Below are 16,186 nucleotides of genomic sequence, written 5' to 3' on the forward strand. Positions count from 1 at the left end.
ATTAACGAAGAGAATAGATATGCATGATGGAGACATCCGCGTCGCGATTGCGGGCGCGGGCGGCCGTATGGGACGGCAACTGATTCAGGCGGCAACGCAGCTGGCGGGCGTGAAGCTCGGTGCCGCGCTTGAGCGCGAAGGCTCTTCCTTACTCGGCGCAGATGCCGGAGAGCTGGCAGGCATTGGCGCCACGGGCGTGAAGGTTCAGAGCAGCCTGGATGCGGTGAAAGATGATTTTGACGTCTTTATCGATTTCACTCGCCCGGAAGGCACGCTGACGCACCTGGCTTTTTGCCGCACGCACGGCAAAGGCATGGTAATTGGCACCACCGGTTTTGACGATGCGGGCAAGCAGGCCATCCGTGACGCGGCTGACAGCATCGCTATCGTCTTCGCGGCTAACTTCAGCGTCGGCGTGAACGTGATGCTGAAGCTGCTGGAAAAGGCAGCGAAAGTGATGGGCGATTACACCGACATCGAAATCATCGAAGCGCATCATCGGCATAAAGTAGATGCACCCTCCGGCACCGCGCTGGCGATGGGTGAAGCGATTGCTCATGCCATGGACAAAGATTTGAACGCGTGCGCGGTGTACAGCCGGGAAGGTTATACCGGCGAGCGCGTGCCGGGCACCATTGGTTTTGCCACCGTACGTGCAGGCGATATCGTCGGGGAACATACGGCGATGTTCGCCGATATCGGTGAACGTGTCGAAATTACGCATAAAGCCTCCAGCCGGATGACCTTCGCCAATGGCGCAGTGCGTTCCGCGTTGTGGCTTAAAGAAAAGCGTAACGGTCTTTTTGATATGCGTGATGTGCTTGATCTCAACAGTTTGTAACGATTTTACCCCCATCGTGATGTGGTTGTAGCAATCGTAATGTGTTGATTGCAGAGGGCAATAATTTATTGCCCTTTAATTTTCTCTCGATTTTTGTTTTTTGACTTTGTAATGCGTAAAAAAACACATCTTCTATTCAATTACTGTTGAGTAATTGTAAATTTTGACCATCTGGTCCACTTTTTCACTTCCCCGCACTGCCTTTCACATTTATCCTGGTGCGCAAGCGTTTCCCGGAACCTTGTTTGCTGATCTTTTTGCCTGTTTTACAGCTCCATACCCATCAGTGGCGTAAAATGATATAAAAAATACCGGCTTTACGTTGACTTTCTCAGCGTAAATATCCAGAATGCCGCCGTTTGCACGAATTTCGCGGGCAGCAGATTTGCATTGATTCGTCATATTGAGTGAATTAATATGCAGATAAACTGAGTGAATATTCTCTGGAGGATGTTTTGATTAAGTCAGCGCTTTTGGTTCTGGAAGACGGAACCCAGTTTCACGGTCGGGCCATAGGGGCAACGGGCACGGCGGTTGGGGAAGTCGTTTTCAATACTTCAATGACCGGTTATCAAGAAATCCTCACTGATCCTTCCTATTCTCGCCAAATCGTCACTCTCACTTATCCCCATATCGGTAATGTCGGCACCAATGCCGCTGACGAAGAATCTTCCCAGGTACATGCCCAAGGCCTCATCATTCGCGACCTGCCACTGATTGCCAGCAACTACCGTAATACTGAAGACCTCTCGTCCTACCTGAAACGTCACAACATCGTGGCGATTGCCGATATCGATACCCGTAAGCTGACCCGCCTGCTGCGTGAGAAAGGTGCTCAGAACGGCTGTATCATCGCCGGTGATAACCTGGATGCGGCGCTGGCGCTGGAAAAAGCCAAAGCCTTCCCGGGCCTGAACGGCATGGATTTAGCGAAAGAAGTGACCACAGCAGAAAGCTACAGCTGGACCCAAGGCAGCTGGACGCTGGCAGGTGAACTGCCAGAAGCGAAAAAAGAAGAAGAGCTGCCGTTCCACGTGGTGGCGTACGACTACGGCGCAAAACGCAATATCCTGCGCATGCTGGTGGATCGCGGCTGCCGCCTGACGGTGGTCCCGGCGCAAACCCCAGCCGAAGACGTGCTGAAGATGAATCCGGACGGTATTTTCCTGTCTAACGGCCCTGGTGACCCGGCGCCGTGTGATTACGCGATTACCGCGATTGAGAAATTCCTCGAAACCGATATCCCGGTCTTCGGCATCTGCCTTGGCCATCAGCTGCTGGCGCTGGCGAGCGGCGCGAAAACCGTTAAGATGAAGTTCGGCCACCACGGCGGCAACCATCCGGTGAAAGATATCGACAACAATACGGTGATGATCACCGCGCAGAACCACGGTTTTGCGGTTGATGAAGCCTCGATGCCTGCCAACCTGCGCGTAACGCATAAGTCGCTGTTCGACGGCACCCTGCAGGGCATTCATCGCACCGACAAACCGGCATTCAGCTTCCAGGGACACCCGGAAGCCAGCCCTGGCCCGCACGATGCCGCGCCGTTGTTCGATCACTTCATCGAACTTATCGAGCACTACCGTTCTACCGCCACTCTTAATAGCAAATAAGTATCAGGAGCTGAGAAAACCATGCCAAAACGTACAGACATAAAAAGCATCCTGATCCTTGGCGCTGGCCCGATTGTTATCGGTCAGGCCTGTGAGTTTGACTACTCCGGTGCCCAGGCGTGTAAAGCGCTGCGTGAAGAGGGCTACCGTGTCATTCTGGTGAACTCCAACCCGGCAACCATCATGACCGACCCGGAAATGGCCGATGCGACCTACATCGAGCCGATTCACTGGGAAGTGGTACGTAAAATCATTGAAAAAGAGCGCCCGGATGCGGTTCTGCCGACCATGGGCGGCCAGACGGCGCTGAACTGTGCGCTGGAGCTGGAACGTCAGGGCGTGCTGGCCGAATTCGGTGTGACCATGATTGGCGCTACCGCCGACGCCATCGATAAAGCCGAAGACCGTCGTCGTTTCGACGTGGCGATGAAGAAAATTGGCCTCGATACCGCGCGTTCCGGTATCGCGCACAATATGGAAGAAGCGCTGGCGGTTGCCGCTGACGTCGGTTATCCGTGCATCATTCGTCCGTCCTTCACCATGGGCGGCACCGGCGGCGGGATCGCTTACAACCGCGAAGAGTTCGAAGAAATCTGTGCCCGCGGCCTGGATCTCTCTCCCACCAACGAGCTGCTGATTGATGAATCGCTGATCGGCTGGAAAGAGTACGAGATGGAAGTGGTGCGTGATAAAAACGACAACTGCATCATCGTCTGCTCTATCGAAAACTTCGATGCGATGGGCATCCATACCGGGGACTCTATCACCGTCGCCCCGGCGCAGACCCTGACCGACAAAGAATACCAAATCATGCGTAACGCCTCGATGGCGGTGCTGCGTGAAATCGGCGTGGAAACCGGCGGCTCTAACGTCCAGTTCTCCGTTAACCCGAAAAACGGTCGCCTGATTGTTATCGAGATGAACCCACGTGTGTCGCGTTCTTCGGCGCTGGCATCGAAAGCCACCGGTTTCCCGATTGCCAAAGTGGCGGCGAAACTGGCAGTGGGTTACACCCTCGACGAACTGATGAACGACATCACCGGCGGGCGCACTCCGGCCTCGTTTGAACCGTCTATCGACTACGTTGTTACCAAAATTCCTCGCTTCAACTTCGAGAAGTTTGTTGGTGCCAACGACCGCCTGACCACCCAGATGAAATCCGTGGGTGAAGTGATGGCGATTGGTCGCACGCAGCAAGAATCAATGCAGAAAGCGCTGCGCGGCCTGGAAGTGGGGGCCACCGGTTTCGACCCGAAAGTCAGTCTCGACGATCCGGAAGCGCTGACCAAAATTCGCCGTGAACTGAAAGACGCAGGCGCAGAGCGTATCTGGTACATCGCTGACGCTTTCCGTGCGGGTCTGTCCGTCGACGGCGTGTTCAACCTGACCAATATCGACCGCTGGTTCCTGGTGCAGATTGAAGAGCTGGTTCGCCTCGAAGAGCAAGTGGCTGAGGTTGGGATCACCGGCCTGGATGCGGACTTCCTGCGCACCCTGAAACGTAAAGGCTTCGCCGATGCGCGTCTGGCAAAACTGGCTGGCGTGCGCGAGTCCGAAATCCGCAAACTGCGTGAACAGTACAACCTGCACCCGGTCTACAAGCGGGTGGACACCTGCGCGGCGGAGTTCTCTACCGATACCGCTTACATGTACTCCACTTATGAAGATGAGTGTGAAGCCAACCCGTCCGTAGACCGCGATAAAATCATGGTTCTCGGCGGCGGCCCGAACCGTATCGGCCAGGGTATCGAATTCGACTACTGCTGCGTTCACGCCTCGCTGGCGCTGCGTGAAGACGGGTACGAAACCATCATGGTTAACTGTAACCCGGAAACCGTATCGACCGACTACGACACCTCCGACCGTCTGTACTTCGAGCCGGTGACCTTCGAAGACGTGCTGGAAATCGTGCGCATCGAGAAGCCTAAGGGCGTTATCGTGCAGTACGGCGGCCAGACTCCGCTGAAGCTGGCGCGTGCGCTGGAAGCCGCTGGCGTGCCAATTATCGGCACCAGCCCGGATGCTATCGACCGTGCAGAGGACCGTGAGCGTTTCCAGCAGGCGGTTGACCGTCTGAAGCTGAAACAGCCTGCCAACGCCACCGTGACCGCGATTGAAATGGCAGTTGAGAAAGCGAAAGAGATTGGCTACCCGCTGGTGGTGCGCCCGTCCTACGTGCTCGGCGGCCGCGCGATGGAAATCGTGTATGACGAAGCCGACCTGCGTCGCTACTTCCAGACGGCGGTCAGCGTCTCTAACGATGCGCCAGTGCTGCTGGATCGCTTCCTCGACGATGCCGTTGAAGTGGACGTGGATGCCATCTGTGACGGCGAAAATGTGCTGATTGGCGGCATCATGGAACACATCGAGCAGGCAGGCGTTCACTCCGGCGACTCCGCGTGTTCTCTGCCAGCGTATACCCTGAGCCAGGAAATCCAGGACGTGATGCGCCAGCAGGTGCAGAAGCTGGCCTTCGAGCTGCAGGTGCGCGGTCTGATGAACGTGCAGTTTGCGGTGAAAGACAACGAAGTGTACCTGATTGAAGTCAACCCACGCGCCGCGCGTACCGTACCATTCGTCTCTAAAGCCACCGGCCTGCCGCTGGCGAAAGTGGCGGCACGCGTGATGGTCGGCCAGACTCTGGCGCAGCAGGGCCACCTGGAAGAAATCATCCCGCCGTACTACTCGGTGAAAGAAGTGGTGCTGCCGTTCAACAAATTCCCGGGCGTTGACCCGCTGTTAGGGCCAGAAATGCGCTCTACCGGGGAAGTGATGGGCGTGGGCCGCACCTTCGCAGAAGCGTTCGCCAAAGCACAGCTCGGCAGCAACTCCACCATGAAGAAGCAGGGCCGGGCGCTGCTCTCCGTGCGTGAAGGTGACAAAGAGCGGGTAGTAGACCTGGCGGCAAAACTGCTGAAACAGGGCTTCGAGCTGGATGCGACCCACGGCACCGCGGTGGTGCTGGGCGAAGCGGGTATTAACCCACGTCTGGTGAACAAGGTGCATGAAGGCCGACCGCACATTCAGGACCGTATCAAGAATGGCGAATACACCTACATCATCAACACCACCGAAGGGCGTCAGGCGATTGAAGACTCCAAGCTGATTCGCCGCAGCGCGCTGCAGTACAAAGTGCATTACGACACCACCCTGAACGGCGGGTTCGCGACAGCCATGGCGCTGAATGCCGATGCCACCGAGAAGGTAATTTCGGTGCAGGAAATGCACGCGCAGATCGGTAAGTAATCGTTACTCTCTATGCCCGGCGGCGCTCGCGCCTGCCGGGCGTATACGCCTCACACAGTAGGCCGGGCGTTAGCCGATACCCTCATTTCTCCCTCTCAGAGTGTTCTGGTTTTCCATCTGCGTTCAATCAGTTAGCCTAAAATCGTTAGACAGATAATGATTCTTTAACTGAAGTGCACGGGAGAACACCATGCGTCACAATCTACTGATCACCTCTATTTTCGCCGCCGCAGCTCTGTTTACCGTCGCGGGTTGTTCCTCAAACCAGGCGCTGAAAACCACCGATGGTAAAACGATCGTCACCGACGGCAAACCTGAGGTAGATAGCGATACCGGCCTGGTGTCCTATAAAAATGCGGAAACCGGCAAGACTGAACAGATCAACCGCGATCAGGTTCAATCGATGGGCGAATTAGATAATTAATTCCTTTTAGTGATTCGCACTGTTCGTTTATTCCTATTGTTGTTCCTGGCTCGCAGGATGTTGACCCTTATCAAAGGTTACTCTTTGTGAGTAGATGAAAATCACTCTCCAAATACTGGAGAGTGATTATGGAAGAACACAATAAATCTGAAGATGAACATCGTTTATCTCTTTCACGGCGAAACGTTTTAAAGTCAGGCTCATTACTCCTGACCCTACCTTTTGTTTCTCTTAAACTGCGAGCTGCCCCAGAGGCTGAAAAAACGGCGTCACTGCCGACGGACGCAGGGGAAAAGGTGGTTGCTACCTGCAGCACCTTTGACTGTGGGGGAAAATGCGATATTCGCGCCCATGTGACCGATGGCGTCGTCACTCGAATTTCTACCCGCCCGGATAACGAACTCGACCCCGAAATGCCTATTATGCGCGCCTGCGTACGGGGGCGTGGGTATCGGAAATTCGTATATCATCCTGACCGGCTTAAGTACCCCATGAAACGCGTGGGTAAGCGTGGGGAAGGGAAGTTTGTACGAATATCCTGGGATGAAGCCACCACGCTGATTGCTGATAATCTTCAGCGCATCACGGCCAAATACGGCCCGGAATCGCGGTTTATGCATAACAATACCGCGACCAGCGGCGGGGCGTTTTCCGGCGACGGTATGATGAAGCGCTTGCTAAATCTGACCGGCGGCTACCTCTCTTATTATCACTCGGTGAGTCTTGGCAACACGGTTGCCGCCACGCCTTATACCTACGGTGTGGCAGCCAGCGGTAACTCGCTGGATACCCTGAAAGACACCCCCTTGGTTATTCTTTGGGGGCATAACCCAACCGAAACCATTTTCGGCCATACCAACCATTATTTTCAGCAGATGAAGCAAAACGGAACACGTTTTGTGGTCGTCGATCCGCGCTATTCCGACACCACTTCTTCGCTGGCCGATGAATGGATCCCCTTACTGCCGACCACTGATAACGCGATGATGGACGCGATGATGTACGTCATTATCAGCGAAGGGCTGCACGATAAAGCCTTCATCGCCCGTTACACCCTCGGCTTTGATGAAGCATCGATGCCGGAGGGCGTGCCGGCGAACGAATCGCTGGTGGCATATCTGATGGGGCAAAAAGATGGCGTGGTGAAAACGCCGGAATGGGCCGAAAGCATCACCCATGTTCCGGCCCAGACCATTCGCCAGCTAGCGCGCGACTACGCGACAACCAAACCTGCCGCGCTGATTCAGGGCTGGGGACCACAGCGGCATAACTGCGGCGAGCGTACCGCACGCGGATCCACGCTGTTGGCAACGATCACCGGGAATGTTGGCGTAAAAGGCGGCTGGGCTGCGGGCTACGGCGGCTGCGGCAATCGTAAATTCACCACCGGCGTCGAAACGCTGGATAATCCGGTGAAAGAAAATATCTCCATCATGAACTGGGTCCAGGCGGCAGATGATGCCAGCAAAGTGACGCCGGAGGATGGTCTGAAGGGAGGCGAAAAACTCAAAAGCAATATTCGTATTTTGTTCTCACTGGCGGGCAACTATCTGGCCAATCAAAATCCCGATGTTAATCAAGCAGTCAAGGTTCTCGAAGATGAATCGAAGATTGAATTTATCGTCGTGAGCGATTTGTATATGAGCCCCAGCGCGAAATATGCCGATGTGCTGTTACCCGAAACCAGTTTTATGGAACGCTGGAACATCGGCGAAACCTGGGGGACCGCGAATTACCTGGTACTGTCTGAAAAGTTGATCGAGCCGGAGTTTGAACGCCGAAGTGATTACGACTGGCAGCGCGAGGTCGCCAGAAAACTCGGCGTAGAAGCTGAGTTTAGCCAGGGACGCGATGAGAAACAGTGGATTGAACATATTTGGCAACAGACATGCCTGGCGATGCCAGATGAAAAGCTGCCCACCTTTGAAGAACTGCAAATCACCCGTCGGCATCTTTTCAAAAGCGCGCCGTGGGTTGCGTTCGAAGAGAATATTCGCGATCCGCAGAATCACCCGTTTCCAACCCCATCAGGAAAAATTGAGATCTTCTCTCAACGGCTCTATGACATGCACCACCCGGAAATCCCGGCGTTATCCCATTACGTTCCGGCCCATGAGGGGCCAGAAGATCCGTTGACCACGCGCTTCCCTTTACAGTTGATAACCTGGAAAGGCAAAAACCGGGCGAACTCCACGCAGTATGCCAACCCCTGGCTGCAAGAGGTGCAAGCGCAAAAACTGTGGATTAACCCCCTTGATGCCGAGTCGCGCGCGATAAAGCAGGGCGATAAGGTGCGAATACATAACGAGCGGGGAGTGAGTCTGGTGGAAGCGGAAGTCACTCAGCGCATTATTCCCGGCGTGGTGGCGATGCAGGCAGGCGCATGGTGGCAACCGGATAGTCAGGGGGTCGATCATGGCGGATGCGCCAACGTTTTAAGCTCGTCGCGTATTACCGCCCTGGCGAAAGGGAATTCACATCAAACCATGCTGGTGGAGGTAGCAAAGCATGAGTCAGTTTAAGGAATATGCGCCAGTCAGCGACAAACAGTTGGGCTTTTTTATCGATTCATCACGTTGTTCGGGCTGCAAAGCCTGTCAGGTGGCGTGCAAAGATAAAAATAATCTGGAGGTCGGGCGGCGCTTTCGTCGGGTGTATGAAGTGAAAGGGGGCGGTTTTATGCCGACGGGCCAGGGCGGGGTGCAAAACACGGTGTTTGCTTACACCCTGTCTATCTCATGTAACCATTGCGCTGACCCTATCTGCACCAAAAACTGTCCTACCACGGCGATGCACAAAAGGCCTGGCGATGGGATAGTGAGAGTCGACACCGACAAGTGTGTGGGCTGCGGATATTGCGCATGGTCTTGTCCTTACGGCGCGCCTCAGATGAATGAACAGACAGGTCAAATGTCCAAGTGTGATTTTTGTGTCGACCTTCAGGCGCAGGGGGAACAACCCGTCTGCGTTGCAACCTGCCCGCTTGGCGCGATTCAGTTTGGCCCTATCGATGAACTGCGGAAAAAGTTTGGCGTGCTCTGCGATGTGAATGGATTGCCAGATTCGGCACTGACGCATCCCAACCTGGTGATAAAAGCGCATCAGGATGCTGAGAAAAAGGAGAAGCGTAATGCATGAGTGGCCGCTGTTAATTTTTACTCTCTTGCTGCAAGGCGCAGTGGGACTGACCCTGTTTCTCTCCCTGGCATGTGGCGGTGAAAAATTTGCACCCTGTACGGCGCGGCGAATGTGGGTGCCGGTGTTTAGCGCCTGCGTACTGGCGGGTGTCGGGTTGCTGGCATCGGTGTTTCACCTGGGCTATCCGTTGAATGCCTTTAATGCCCTGCGCCACATCAGTAGCTCATGGCTGAGCCGTGAAATCCTGTTCGCTAGCCTGTTTCTGGCCTGTCTTGGCGTGATCTTTTTGGCACTGCTGTTCAAGCTGAAGGTCGTGAAAGGGTTATTACCGATTGCGGTGTTGCTGGGCCTGATTGATGTGTTTTGCATGAGTGAAATCTATATGCGCACCTCGGTGGTGACCTGGACGCACTTCAATACGCTCGTCATGTTCTATGGCTCGGTGGCGATTGTCGGGGGCGTGATGTTCAGCGTGGTTGGCGGGGCGCACAATAGCAGCCTTTTACGTTGGGCCGCAGGGGCGATTGTGGTAGCGGTGCTGGTTCGGCTGCTGACACAAATTCCTTATATGACGTGGCTGGCGGATGTCGGACTCAATGATGCGCTAACCTTCCCACATCAGCCTTTGACGGCATTCCGGGCATTAGCTGACTGCCGTCTGGCTGGCTGGATCCTCTCCGTTATCGGCGTCGTTATCTTTGTCTGCGGCGCTGTCCGTGCGCAGCGAGGATGGCTCTTTATCGGCGGCGTAATGCTGTTGGTGGCGGAAGTGCTGCTGCGCTTTGTTTTCTTTAGCATCCATTGATGCTGCGTTTTTCATTGCCTGACTCCCCACCGCCTGCGGTGGGAGAGTCGTGTGTGAATCATCAGTTTCGGCGTGCGTCTTGCCGGACGTGTGTGCGGGCATGTCCTGTGGAGGCGCTGGCGATTACGCCACAGGGGGTGTCACTCGCCGCGGAGAAATGCCTTGGCTGTGGGAACTGTTTATACGTCTGCCCAACCGGGGCTATCGTGAATCTGCTTCCCCCTCAGCGCTATTTTCGCGACCATCGCCTGATCGCGCCCTTAAGCGTGACGCCTCCGACCCTTAACGAACTGCTGCTATGGCACGCCCAGTATCATATTCGCGGGGTTGAGATGGCGCTTGATGAACATCCTCGCTGGGGATTGGCTATTGCCGCCCTGAACCTGACCTTGCGGCAGCTAGATGAGCCGTGCTGGCAGATTTTTCCTTCCAGTGAAGCATTCATCAACGCTTCTCGTCGTCGTCTTCTTTCCGTGCGCAGCGATCCGAAAAGCGCCGGGAGGGTTCAACCTGCACCTCTGGCGGCGGCGTTCCCGGGATTTACAACCTTTACCCCGCGCCTGGATCCTGCTCGCTGTATTTTATGCGGGGCGTGTAGCCGGGTGTGTCGACAGCAGGCCCTGATTCAGAGTGAGGACGCTTTTCACATCGACTCTCAGGTGTGCAATGGATGCGAAGCCTGTCATGCCGTCTGCCCGACTGATGCTATCAACGTTATCTGCGCCGTTGTAAAGGCAGAGGAAATATCGCACCCGTTGCAACAGGCTGAATGTCAGTCGTGTCAGCGCGGGTTTTCATCATGGGATGAAGATACGTTGCAGTGTCCAATTTGCCGTCAGCATCATTATGGAATGCGGTAATAAAGATCAGTATGGCGGAGGATTGCGGAAGTCATTATTTGTTTTTTCGACAATGGGATATGCTTGAAAAGATGTTTCCTCTGTTAAGAGACGCTAATGATTTTGATTATTTATGCGCATCCTTATCCGCAGCGTTCGCATGCGAATAAGCGGATGCTTGAGCAGGCAAGGGAAATCGACGGCGTAGAAATCCGTTCGCTTTACCACCTCTATCCCGATTTCAATATCGACATTGCCGCTGAGCAGGAAGCGCTTTCCCGCGCCGACCTGGTCATCTGGCAACATCCTATGCAGTGGTACAGCGTGCCGCCGCTTCTCAAATTGTGGATGGATAAAGTCCTGTCACACGGCTGGGCCTACGGGCACGGTGGCCGCGCGCTGCACGGCAAAAGTCTCATGTGGGCGGTGACTACCGGCGGCGGGGACGATCACTTTGCCATTGGCAATTTCCCCGGCTTTGAGGTGCTGGCCCAACCGCTCCAGGCCACCGCCCTGTATTGCGGCCTGAAATGGTTACCGCCTTTTGCCATGCATTGCACCTTTGTTTGTGACGATGAAACCCTGGCCGCGCAGGCGCGGCATTACAAACAACGTCTGCTGGAATGGCAGGAGGTGCATCATGGATAGTCATACGCTCATTCAGGCGCTGATTTACCTCGGCTCGGCGGCGTTGATTGTGCCGATTGCGGTTCGACTCGGGCTCGGGTCGGTACTCGGTTATCTGATTGCGGGCTGCATCATCGGGCCGTGGGGGTTACGGCTGGTGACCGATGCCGAGGCGATTCTGCACTTCGCTGAAATCGGCGTGGTGTTGATGCTGTTTGTCATCGGTCTTGAACTCGATCCACAGCGTTTATGGAAACTGCGTGCCTCGGTGTTTGGCGGCGGTGCGCTACAAATGGTGGCCTGTGGGGCATTGATCGGCGGCTTCTGTATGCTGTTGGGTCTGCAATGGCAGGTCGCGGTGCTGATTGGCCTGACGCTGGCGCTCTCCTCCACCGCTATCGCCATGCAGGCGATGAATGAACGCAACCTGACGGTCTCGCAGCTTGGGCGCAGCGCCTTTGCGGTGCTGCTGTTCCAGGATATTGCCGCCATTCCTCTGGTGGCAATGATCCCGCTGCTGGCGGCGAGCGGAGCCTCAACCACGCTGGCAGCGTTTGGACTTTCCGCACTTAAAGTGGCGGGTGCGCTGGCGCTGGTCATTCTGCTTGGGCGATACGTCACGCGTCCGGTGCTGCGTTTTGTGGCCCGCTCCGGCCTGCGAGAAGTGTTCAGTGCCGTGGCCCTGTTTTTAGTCTTCGGCTTCGGACTGATGCTGGAAGAGGTCGGTCTGTCGATGGCGATGGGGGCATTTCTGGCAGGGGTGTTGCTGGCAAGCTCCGAGTATCGTCATGCGCTGGAAAGCGATATCGAGCCGTTCAAGGGGCTGCTGCTGGGGCTGTTCTTTATCGGCGTCGGCATGTCTATCGACTTTGGCACTCTGGTTACCCATCCGTTACGGATTCTCATCCTGCTGGCGGGCTTCCTGATTATCAAAGCCGTGACGCTGTGGCTGATTGCGCGCCCGCTTGGGGTGCCGAAAGCGCAACGACGTTGGTTTGCGGCGCTATTAGGGCAGGGCAGTGAGTTTGCGTTTGTGGTTTTTGGCACCGCGCGGATGGCCGACGTGCTCGACCCGGAATGGGCGAAGGCGTTAACCCTGGCGGTGGCGCTGTCGATGGCGGCTACGCCGATTCTGCTGGTGCTGCTGTCACGGCTGGAAAAAGCGGGCAGCGGGCAGGAACGTGAAGCCGATGAAATTGACGAGGAACAGCCACGGGTGATCATCGCCGGATTTGGCCGTTTCGGTCAGATTGCCGGGCGCTTGCTGCTTTCGAGCGGCGTTAAAATGGTCATCCTCGATCACGATCCAGACCATGTCGATACGCTGCGTAAATTTGATATGAAGGTCTTTTACGGCGATGCGACGCGGGTCGATATGCTGGAGTCTGCCGGGGCGGCCCGGGCGGAAGTATTGATCAATTCGATTGACGATCCGAAAGCGAACCTGGCGCTAACGGAACTGGCGAAGGAACATTTCCCGCACCTGAGAATTATCGCTCGCGCCCGTGACATCGACCACTACATTCAACTACGCCAGGCGGGAATTGATGCGCCGGAGCGTGAAACGTTCGAAGGGGCGTTGAAGTCTGGGCGCATGGCGCTCGAAGCATTGGGGCTCGGGGCGTATGAAGCGCGAGAACGTGCTGACATGTTCCGCCGATTCAACGTCCGGATGGTAGAAGAAATGGTGGATATGGCGGATGAGGATGATGCCTCCTTCGCGGCAGTCTTTAAACGGACCAGCGCGATGCTGACCGATATTATTAACGAAGACCGCAGCAATATGTCACTCATCCAGCGTCACGGTTGGCAGGGAACCGAAGAAGGTAAACACACCGGGAACCCGGCTGACGAACCTGAAACGAAACCTTCGGCATAACGGGGACTTAGAAAGAAGGCGAAAAAATTTCGCCTTCTTTACTCTTGCCCATGTCGACGAAAGATTAAGCTTTCCGTATAGTGGCGGCAATTTTTGCATCCGGGATATTATCAATGATCAGTCTGATTGCGGCGTTAGCGGTGGATCGCGTTATCGGCATGGAAAACGCCATGCCCTGGAACCTGCCAGCCGATCTCGCCTGGTTTAAACGTACAACCTTAAACAAGCCGGTAGTGATGGGGCGTCTGACCTGGGAATCCATTGGTCGTCCGCTGCCGGGGCGTAAAAACATTGTCATCAGTAGCCAGCCGGGCACTGATTCTCGCGTTGAGTGGGTGAAATCGGTCGATGAAGCGATTGCCGCCTGCGGCGATGCGGAAGAAATTATGGTGATTGGCGGCGGGCGCGTTTACGAGCAGTTCCTGCCGAAAGCGCAGCGCCTGTATCTGACGCACATTGATGCGGAAGTGGAAGGGGATACACATTTCCCTGACTACGATCCGGACCACTGGGAATCCACGTTCAGTGAGTTTCATGATGCCGACGAGCAGAACTCGCACAGCTACTGTTTCGAGATTCTGGAACGTCGTTAAATTTCATCACCTAAATGCACAACGTATGGAAGTCTTACAGAAGTAGATTTCCGTACGTTATTAGCTAGTATTCTGTTTTTTTTGACAAAAATTTATGCCAGAAAAAGGTATGGCGTAGTTTAAGTACTAACAATTAGTCATACCCTGGACTACAGTGGATAAGTAATCCAGTCATATCACTCGAATGTACTTAGGGAGCAAGGAATGAGCGATAATAAAAAAAATATCGATAATCAATTAATTCATGGTTTCGATTTGAACCTGTTAGAGGTTTTTGAACTCGTCTATGTGTATGAGAGCGTTCGGGAAGCCTCGTTGCGTTTGGGGCGCAGTAGTTCAGCCATTAGTCAGTCTCTGAATAAATTACGTGAAATGTTTTCAGATCCCCTCTTTGTCCGCAGTGGAACCCGATTAATAAAAACAGCGACTGCGGTGAATATTCATTCTGCAATTAATGAAAACTATCTTGGCTTACTCAATAATTTACAAGAACTGGTCAGTAATAATGTCCGAAATAGTGTGAATGTATTTTGCTCTCCGTACTGTGGGGTGCGAGTTCTGCCGGTTATCATGAACTATGTGACCCAGGAAAATATTGAATGTAATATTATTCACCAGACGCTGGAGTTGGATGAGATGAATCTTGACGATCAGCTCTCATTGCGCCAGGTCGATCTCATTTTTGATATTAATCCGATCTTCCGTACCGATATTGTCAATACCCCCGTTTCCCTTGAACCTCTTATTTGGGTATGTAGTAAAAATCACCCGCGTATCAAGGATACACTGACCGCTGAGATGATGAAGAATGAGAAGTTTGTCACTTTCAATTCGCAGGGGATGTCAGTCAAACAAGGGCAAGAAGATATTAAAGACAAATATGGCCAACGAAACATTGTGTTCAGTAGCGCATCCGTTTTTGCAACCGTCGCGGTAGTTGAACAATCTGACCTAATATCCCCGATGCCTGAGTGGCTGTATAAAAAGTACGGTTCGAGTTATATGCTGAAGCAAATAAAATCTGAACTGCCGTTACCCGACCTTCATATTTATATGATTAGCAGAAAGAGTACGCTGAGAAATGATGTGGTGCGACGTATTTCCGAAGGGGTTGTGGCGGGGCTTTACGCAGGTCAATAGAGATGAAGGGTTTTTATCCGCAAAAAGTCTGACAGATTCGGTTCAGGAATCTGTCAGACGATAATGCTTACTCGTAAGTCACGGTAAAGTTTGCCACCGCATTCGCCGGGCCAGGCTTGATGATATCGGCAGTTTGTATATAGGCCGCCGTCAGGGGAATGTTGAACGCACCTTCTGCGGTTGTTTTGGTAACAAAGGTCTTTTTGTCGAATTCAACCGTCTTTCCGCTGAGTTTTAATTGTATTCCTACACCCTCTGCGCCACCTTTGGCCAAATCAATGATGCCATTTCCCAAAGTCGAGGTGGCATCAAAGCTGATATTTACCGACGTATCAGCGAAGCATTGGAGAGGGATTTCTACATTCACTGGCGTAAGGGTTGAATCCTTACCCGTAAAATCTTCCTTTTTAGCTTCACCCATCGGAACCGGGATCGCGCTTGACCCGGTGATTTCACATGAGCGTTGCGTAACAACCACATTACCTATGTTGATTTTTAAACGAGGCGATGTGTTTACACTATCCTCGATTTGCACAGTGGCTAATTGACCTGTTGTCATTGTGCCGGGCGCCGTCTCCCCTGTTTTGACGAAATCAACTTTTACCGTTTGAACATATATTGGGGTAGTACCATCGCCGGTAAAAGTTTGTAAAACATGGTGATCCAATACAGGGCTATTATCAATGGTAACGCGGATACCTACGCCCGGGACACCGCTCGCAGTCGTTGAACTGTCAAGTCTCGGGAAAAGACCGTTATAGGTCATGGCGTATTTTATGTAATCCCCTGAGCAATTATTAGCCAGCAGATATTGCTGGTTATAGCTATAGGTAGCAAGAATGGTGCCTACAGGCTGGCTTTTCAGCACACTAAAATCCTGATTTATCGTCACCTGCGGGATAGTGGATGGAACATCACACACACCAAGCGCCATGGCGTTCTGCGCACCACAGGCCAATAACAGCACCGCCAGCAGCGACCGCAGGCCATTTTTTGCGGAGCTTATTTTCTTTAAAATACCGATAAAATTCGTCATGT

General features: G+C 53.8%; 13 protein-coding genes. 12 read left to right on the forward strand and 1 reads right to left on the reverse strand.

All coding sequences use genetic code 11. The annotated features are described in order from the left end of the window. Positions 1-19 precede the first annotated feature (19 nt). From dapB to ACG0Z5_RS02665, 12 genes are all read left to right on the forward strand, one after another. Positions 20-841: a 4-hydroxy-tetrahydrodipicolinate reductase gene (gene dapB / locus ACG0Z5_RS02610; RefSeq protein ID WP_394445178.1), complete on the forward strand. Its 822-nt coding sequence runs from the start codon at positions 20-22 to the stop codon at positions 839-841. A 455-nt stretch (positions 842-1,296) separates the two neighbouring features. Next, complete coding sequence (gene carA, locus ACG0Z5_RS02615; protein ID WP_394445180.1) at positions 1,297-2,457, forward strand: glutamine-hydrolyzing carbamoyl-phosphate synthase small subunit; 1,161 nt, start codon at positions 1,297-1,299, stop codon at positions 2,455-2,457. Positions 2,458-2,478: 21 nt separating this feature from the next. Then, the gene (gene carB, locus ACG0Z5_RS02620) at positions 2,479-5,703 is read left to right on the forward strand and encodes a carbamoyl-phosphate synthase large subunit (RefSeq protein ID WP_394445181.1); all 3,225 of its coding nucleotides are present in this window, start codon (positions 2,479-2,481) and stop codon (positions 5,701-5,703) included. 190 nt (positions 5,704-5,893) lie between these two features. Next, positions 5,894-6,127: a YgdI/YgdR family lipoprotein gene (locus tag ACG0Z5_RS02625; RefSeq protein ID WP_394445183.1), complete on the forward strand. Its 234-nt coding sequence runs from the start codon at positions 5,894-5,896 to the stop codon at positions 6,125-6,127. Between the two features lie 128 nt (positions 6,128-6,255). Then, the gene (locus ACG0Z5_RS02630; protein ID WP_394445185.1) at positions 6,256-8,649 is read left to right on the forward strand and encodes a DMSO/selenate family reductase complex A subunit; all 2,394 of its coding nucleotides are present in this window, start codon (positions 6,256-6,258) and stop codon (positions 8,647-8,649) included. Next, on the forward strand, positions 8,636-9,265 hold the full coding sequence (locus ACG0Z5_RS02635; RefSeq protein ID WP_394445187.1) for a DMSO/selenate family reductase complex B subunit: 630 nt from the start codon (positions 8,636-8,638) through the stop codon (positions 9,263-9,265). Before ACG0Z5_RS02630 ends, ACG0Z5_RS02635 begins: the two co-directional genes overlap by 14 nt. Continuing rightward, positions 9,258-10,070, forward strand: a complete 813-nt coding sequence (locus ACG0Z5_RS02640; protein WP_394445189.1) for a dimethyl sulfoxide reductase anchor subunit family protein — start codon at positions 9,258-9,260, stop codon at positions 10,068-10,070. Before ACG0Z5_RS02635 ends, ACG0Z5_RS02640 begins: the two co-directional genes overlap by 8 nt. Then, complete coding sequence (locus ACG0Z5_RS02645) at positions 10,070-10,930, forward strand: ATP-binding protein (RefSeq protein ID WP_394445190.1); 861 nt, start codon at positions 10,070-10,072, stop codon at positions 10,928-10,930. The genes ACG0Z5_RS02640 and ACG0Z5_RS02645 overlap by 1 nt, the downstream gene beginning before the upstream one ends. Before the next feature lie 96 nt (positions 10,931-11,026). After that, positions 11,027-11,557, forward strand: coding sequence for a glutathione-regulated potassium-efflux system oxidoreductase KefF (kefF, locus tag ACG0Z5_RS02650; RefSeq protein ID WP_394445192.1), 531 nt, complete (start codon positions 11,027-11,029; stop codon positions 11,555-11,557). After that, a complete protein-coding gene (gene kefC / locus ACG0Z5_RS02655; RefSeq protein ID WP_394445194.1) occupies positions 11,550-13,415 on the forward strand; it encodes a glutathione-regulated potassium-efflux system protein KefC in 1,866 nt (621 codons plus the stop codon). Before kefF ends, kefC begins: the two co-directional genes overlap by 8 nt. 113 nt (positions 13,416-13,528) lie before the next feature. Continuing rightward, positions 13,529-14,008: a type 3 dihydrofolate reductase gene (gene folA, locus ACG0Z5_RS02660; protein ID WP_319628225.1), complete on the forward strand. Its 480-nt coding sequence runs from the start codon at positions 13,529-13,531 to the stop codon at positions 14,006-14,008. A 204-nt stretch (positions 14,009-14,212) separates the two neighbouring features. After that, complete coding sequence (locus tag ACG0Z5_RS02665) at positions 14,213-15,148, forward strand: LysR substrate-binding domain-containing protein (RefSeq protein WP_394445196.1); 936 nt, start codon at positions 14,213-14,215, stop codon at positions 15,146-15,148. Positions 15,149-15,215: 67 nt separating this feature from the next. On the opposite strand, the gene ACG0Z5_RS02670 is transcribed toward ACG0Z5_RS02665, so the two are convergent. Beyond that, on the reverse strand, positions 15,216-16,184 hold the full coding sequence (locus ACG0Z5_RS02670; RefSeq protein ID WP_394445198.1) for a fimbrial protein: 969 nt from the start codon (positions 16,182-16,184) through the stop codon (positions 15,216-15,218). Between the last annotated feature and the right edge of the window lie 2 nt (positions 16,185-16,186).

This window comes from Scandinavium sp. M-37 (genome assembly GCF_043558715.1).
GTDB classification, from domain to species: Bacteria; Pseudomonadota; Gammaproteobacteria; order Enterobacterales; family Enterobacteriaceae; genus Scandinavium; species Scandinavium vulneris_A.

Excerpts from the sequence above, each read along its gene's own strand:
- ACG0Z5_RS02625 (WP_394445183.1), top strand. The coding sequence starts at position 5,894 with ATGCGTCACAATCTACTGATCACCTCTATTTTCGCCGCCGCAGCTCTG.
- carB (WP_394445181.1), top strand. The coding sequence starts at position 2,479 with ATGCCAAAACGTACAGACATAAAAAGCATCCTGATCCTTGGCGCTGGC.
- ACG0Z5_RS02670 (WP_394445198.1), bottom strand. The coding sequence starts at position 16,184 with ATGACGAATTTTATCGGTATTTTAAAGAAAATAAGCTCCGCAAAAAAT.
- folA (WP_319628225.1), top strand. The coding sequence starts at position 13,529 with ATGATCAGTCTGATTGCGGCGTTAGCGGTGGATCGCGTTATCGGCATG.
- kefC (WP_394445194.1), top strand. The coding sequence starts at position 11,550 with ATGGATAGTCATACGCTCATTCAGGCGCTGATTTACCTCGGCTCGGCG.
- ACG0Z5_RS02665 (WP_394445196.1), top strand. The coding sequence starts at position 14,213 with ATGAGCGATAATAAAAAAAATATCGATAATCAATTAATTCATGGTTTC.
- ACG0Z5_RS02630 (WP_394445185.1), top strand. The coding sequence starts at position 6,256 with ATGGAAGAACACAATAAATCTGAAGATGAACATCGTTTATCTCTTTCA.
- ACG0Z5_RS02640 (WP_394445189.1), top strand. The coding sequence starts at position 9,258 with ATGCATGAGTGGCCGCTGTTAATTTTTACTCTCTTGCTGCAAGGCGCA.
- ACG0Z5_RS02635 (WP_394445187.1), top strand. The coding sequence starts at position 8,636 with ATGAGTCAGTTTAAGGAATATGCGCCAGTCAGCGACAAACAGTTGGGC.
- kefF (WP_394445192.1), top strand. The coding sequence starts at position 11,027 with ATGATTTTGATTATTTATGCGCATCCTTATCCGCAGCGTTCGCATGCG.
- dapB (WP_394445178.1), top strand. The coding sequence starts at position 20 with ATGCATGATGGAGACATCCGCGTCGCGATTGCGGGCGCGGGCGGCCGT.
- ACG0Z5_RS02645 (WP_394445190.1), top strand. The coding sequence starts at position 10,070 with ATGCTGCGTTTTTCATTGCCTGACTCCCCACCGCCTGCGGTGGGAGAG.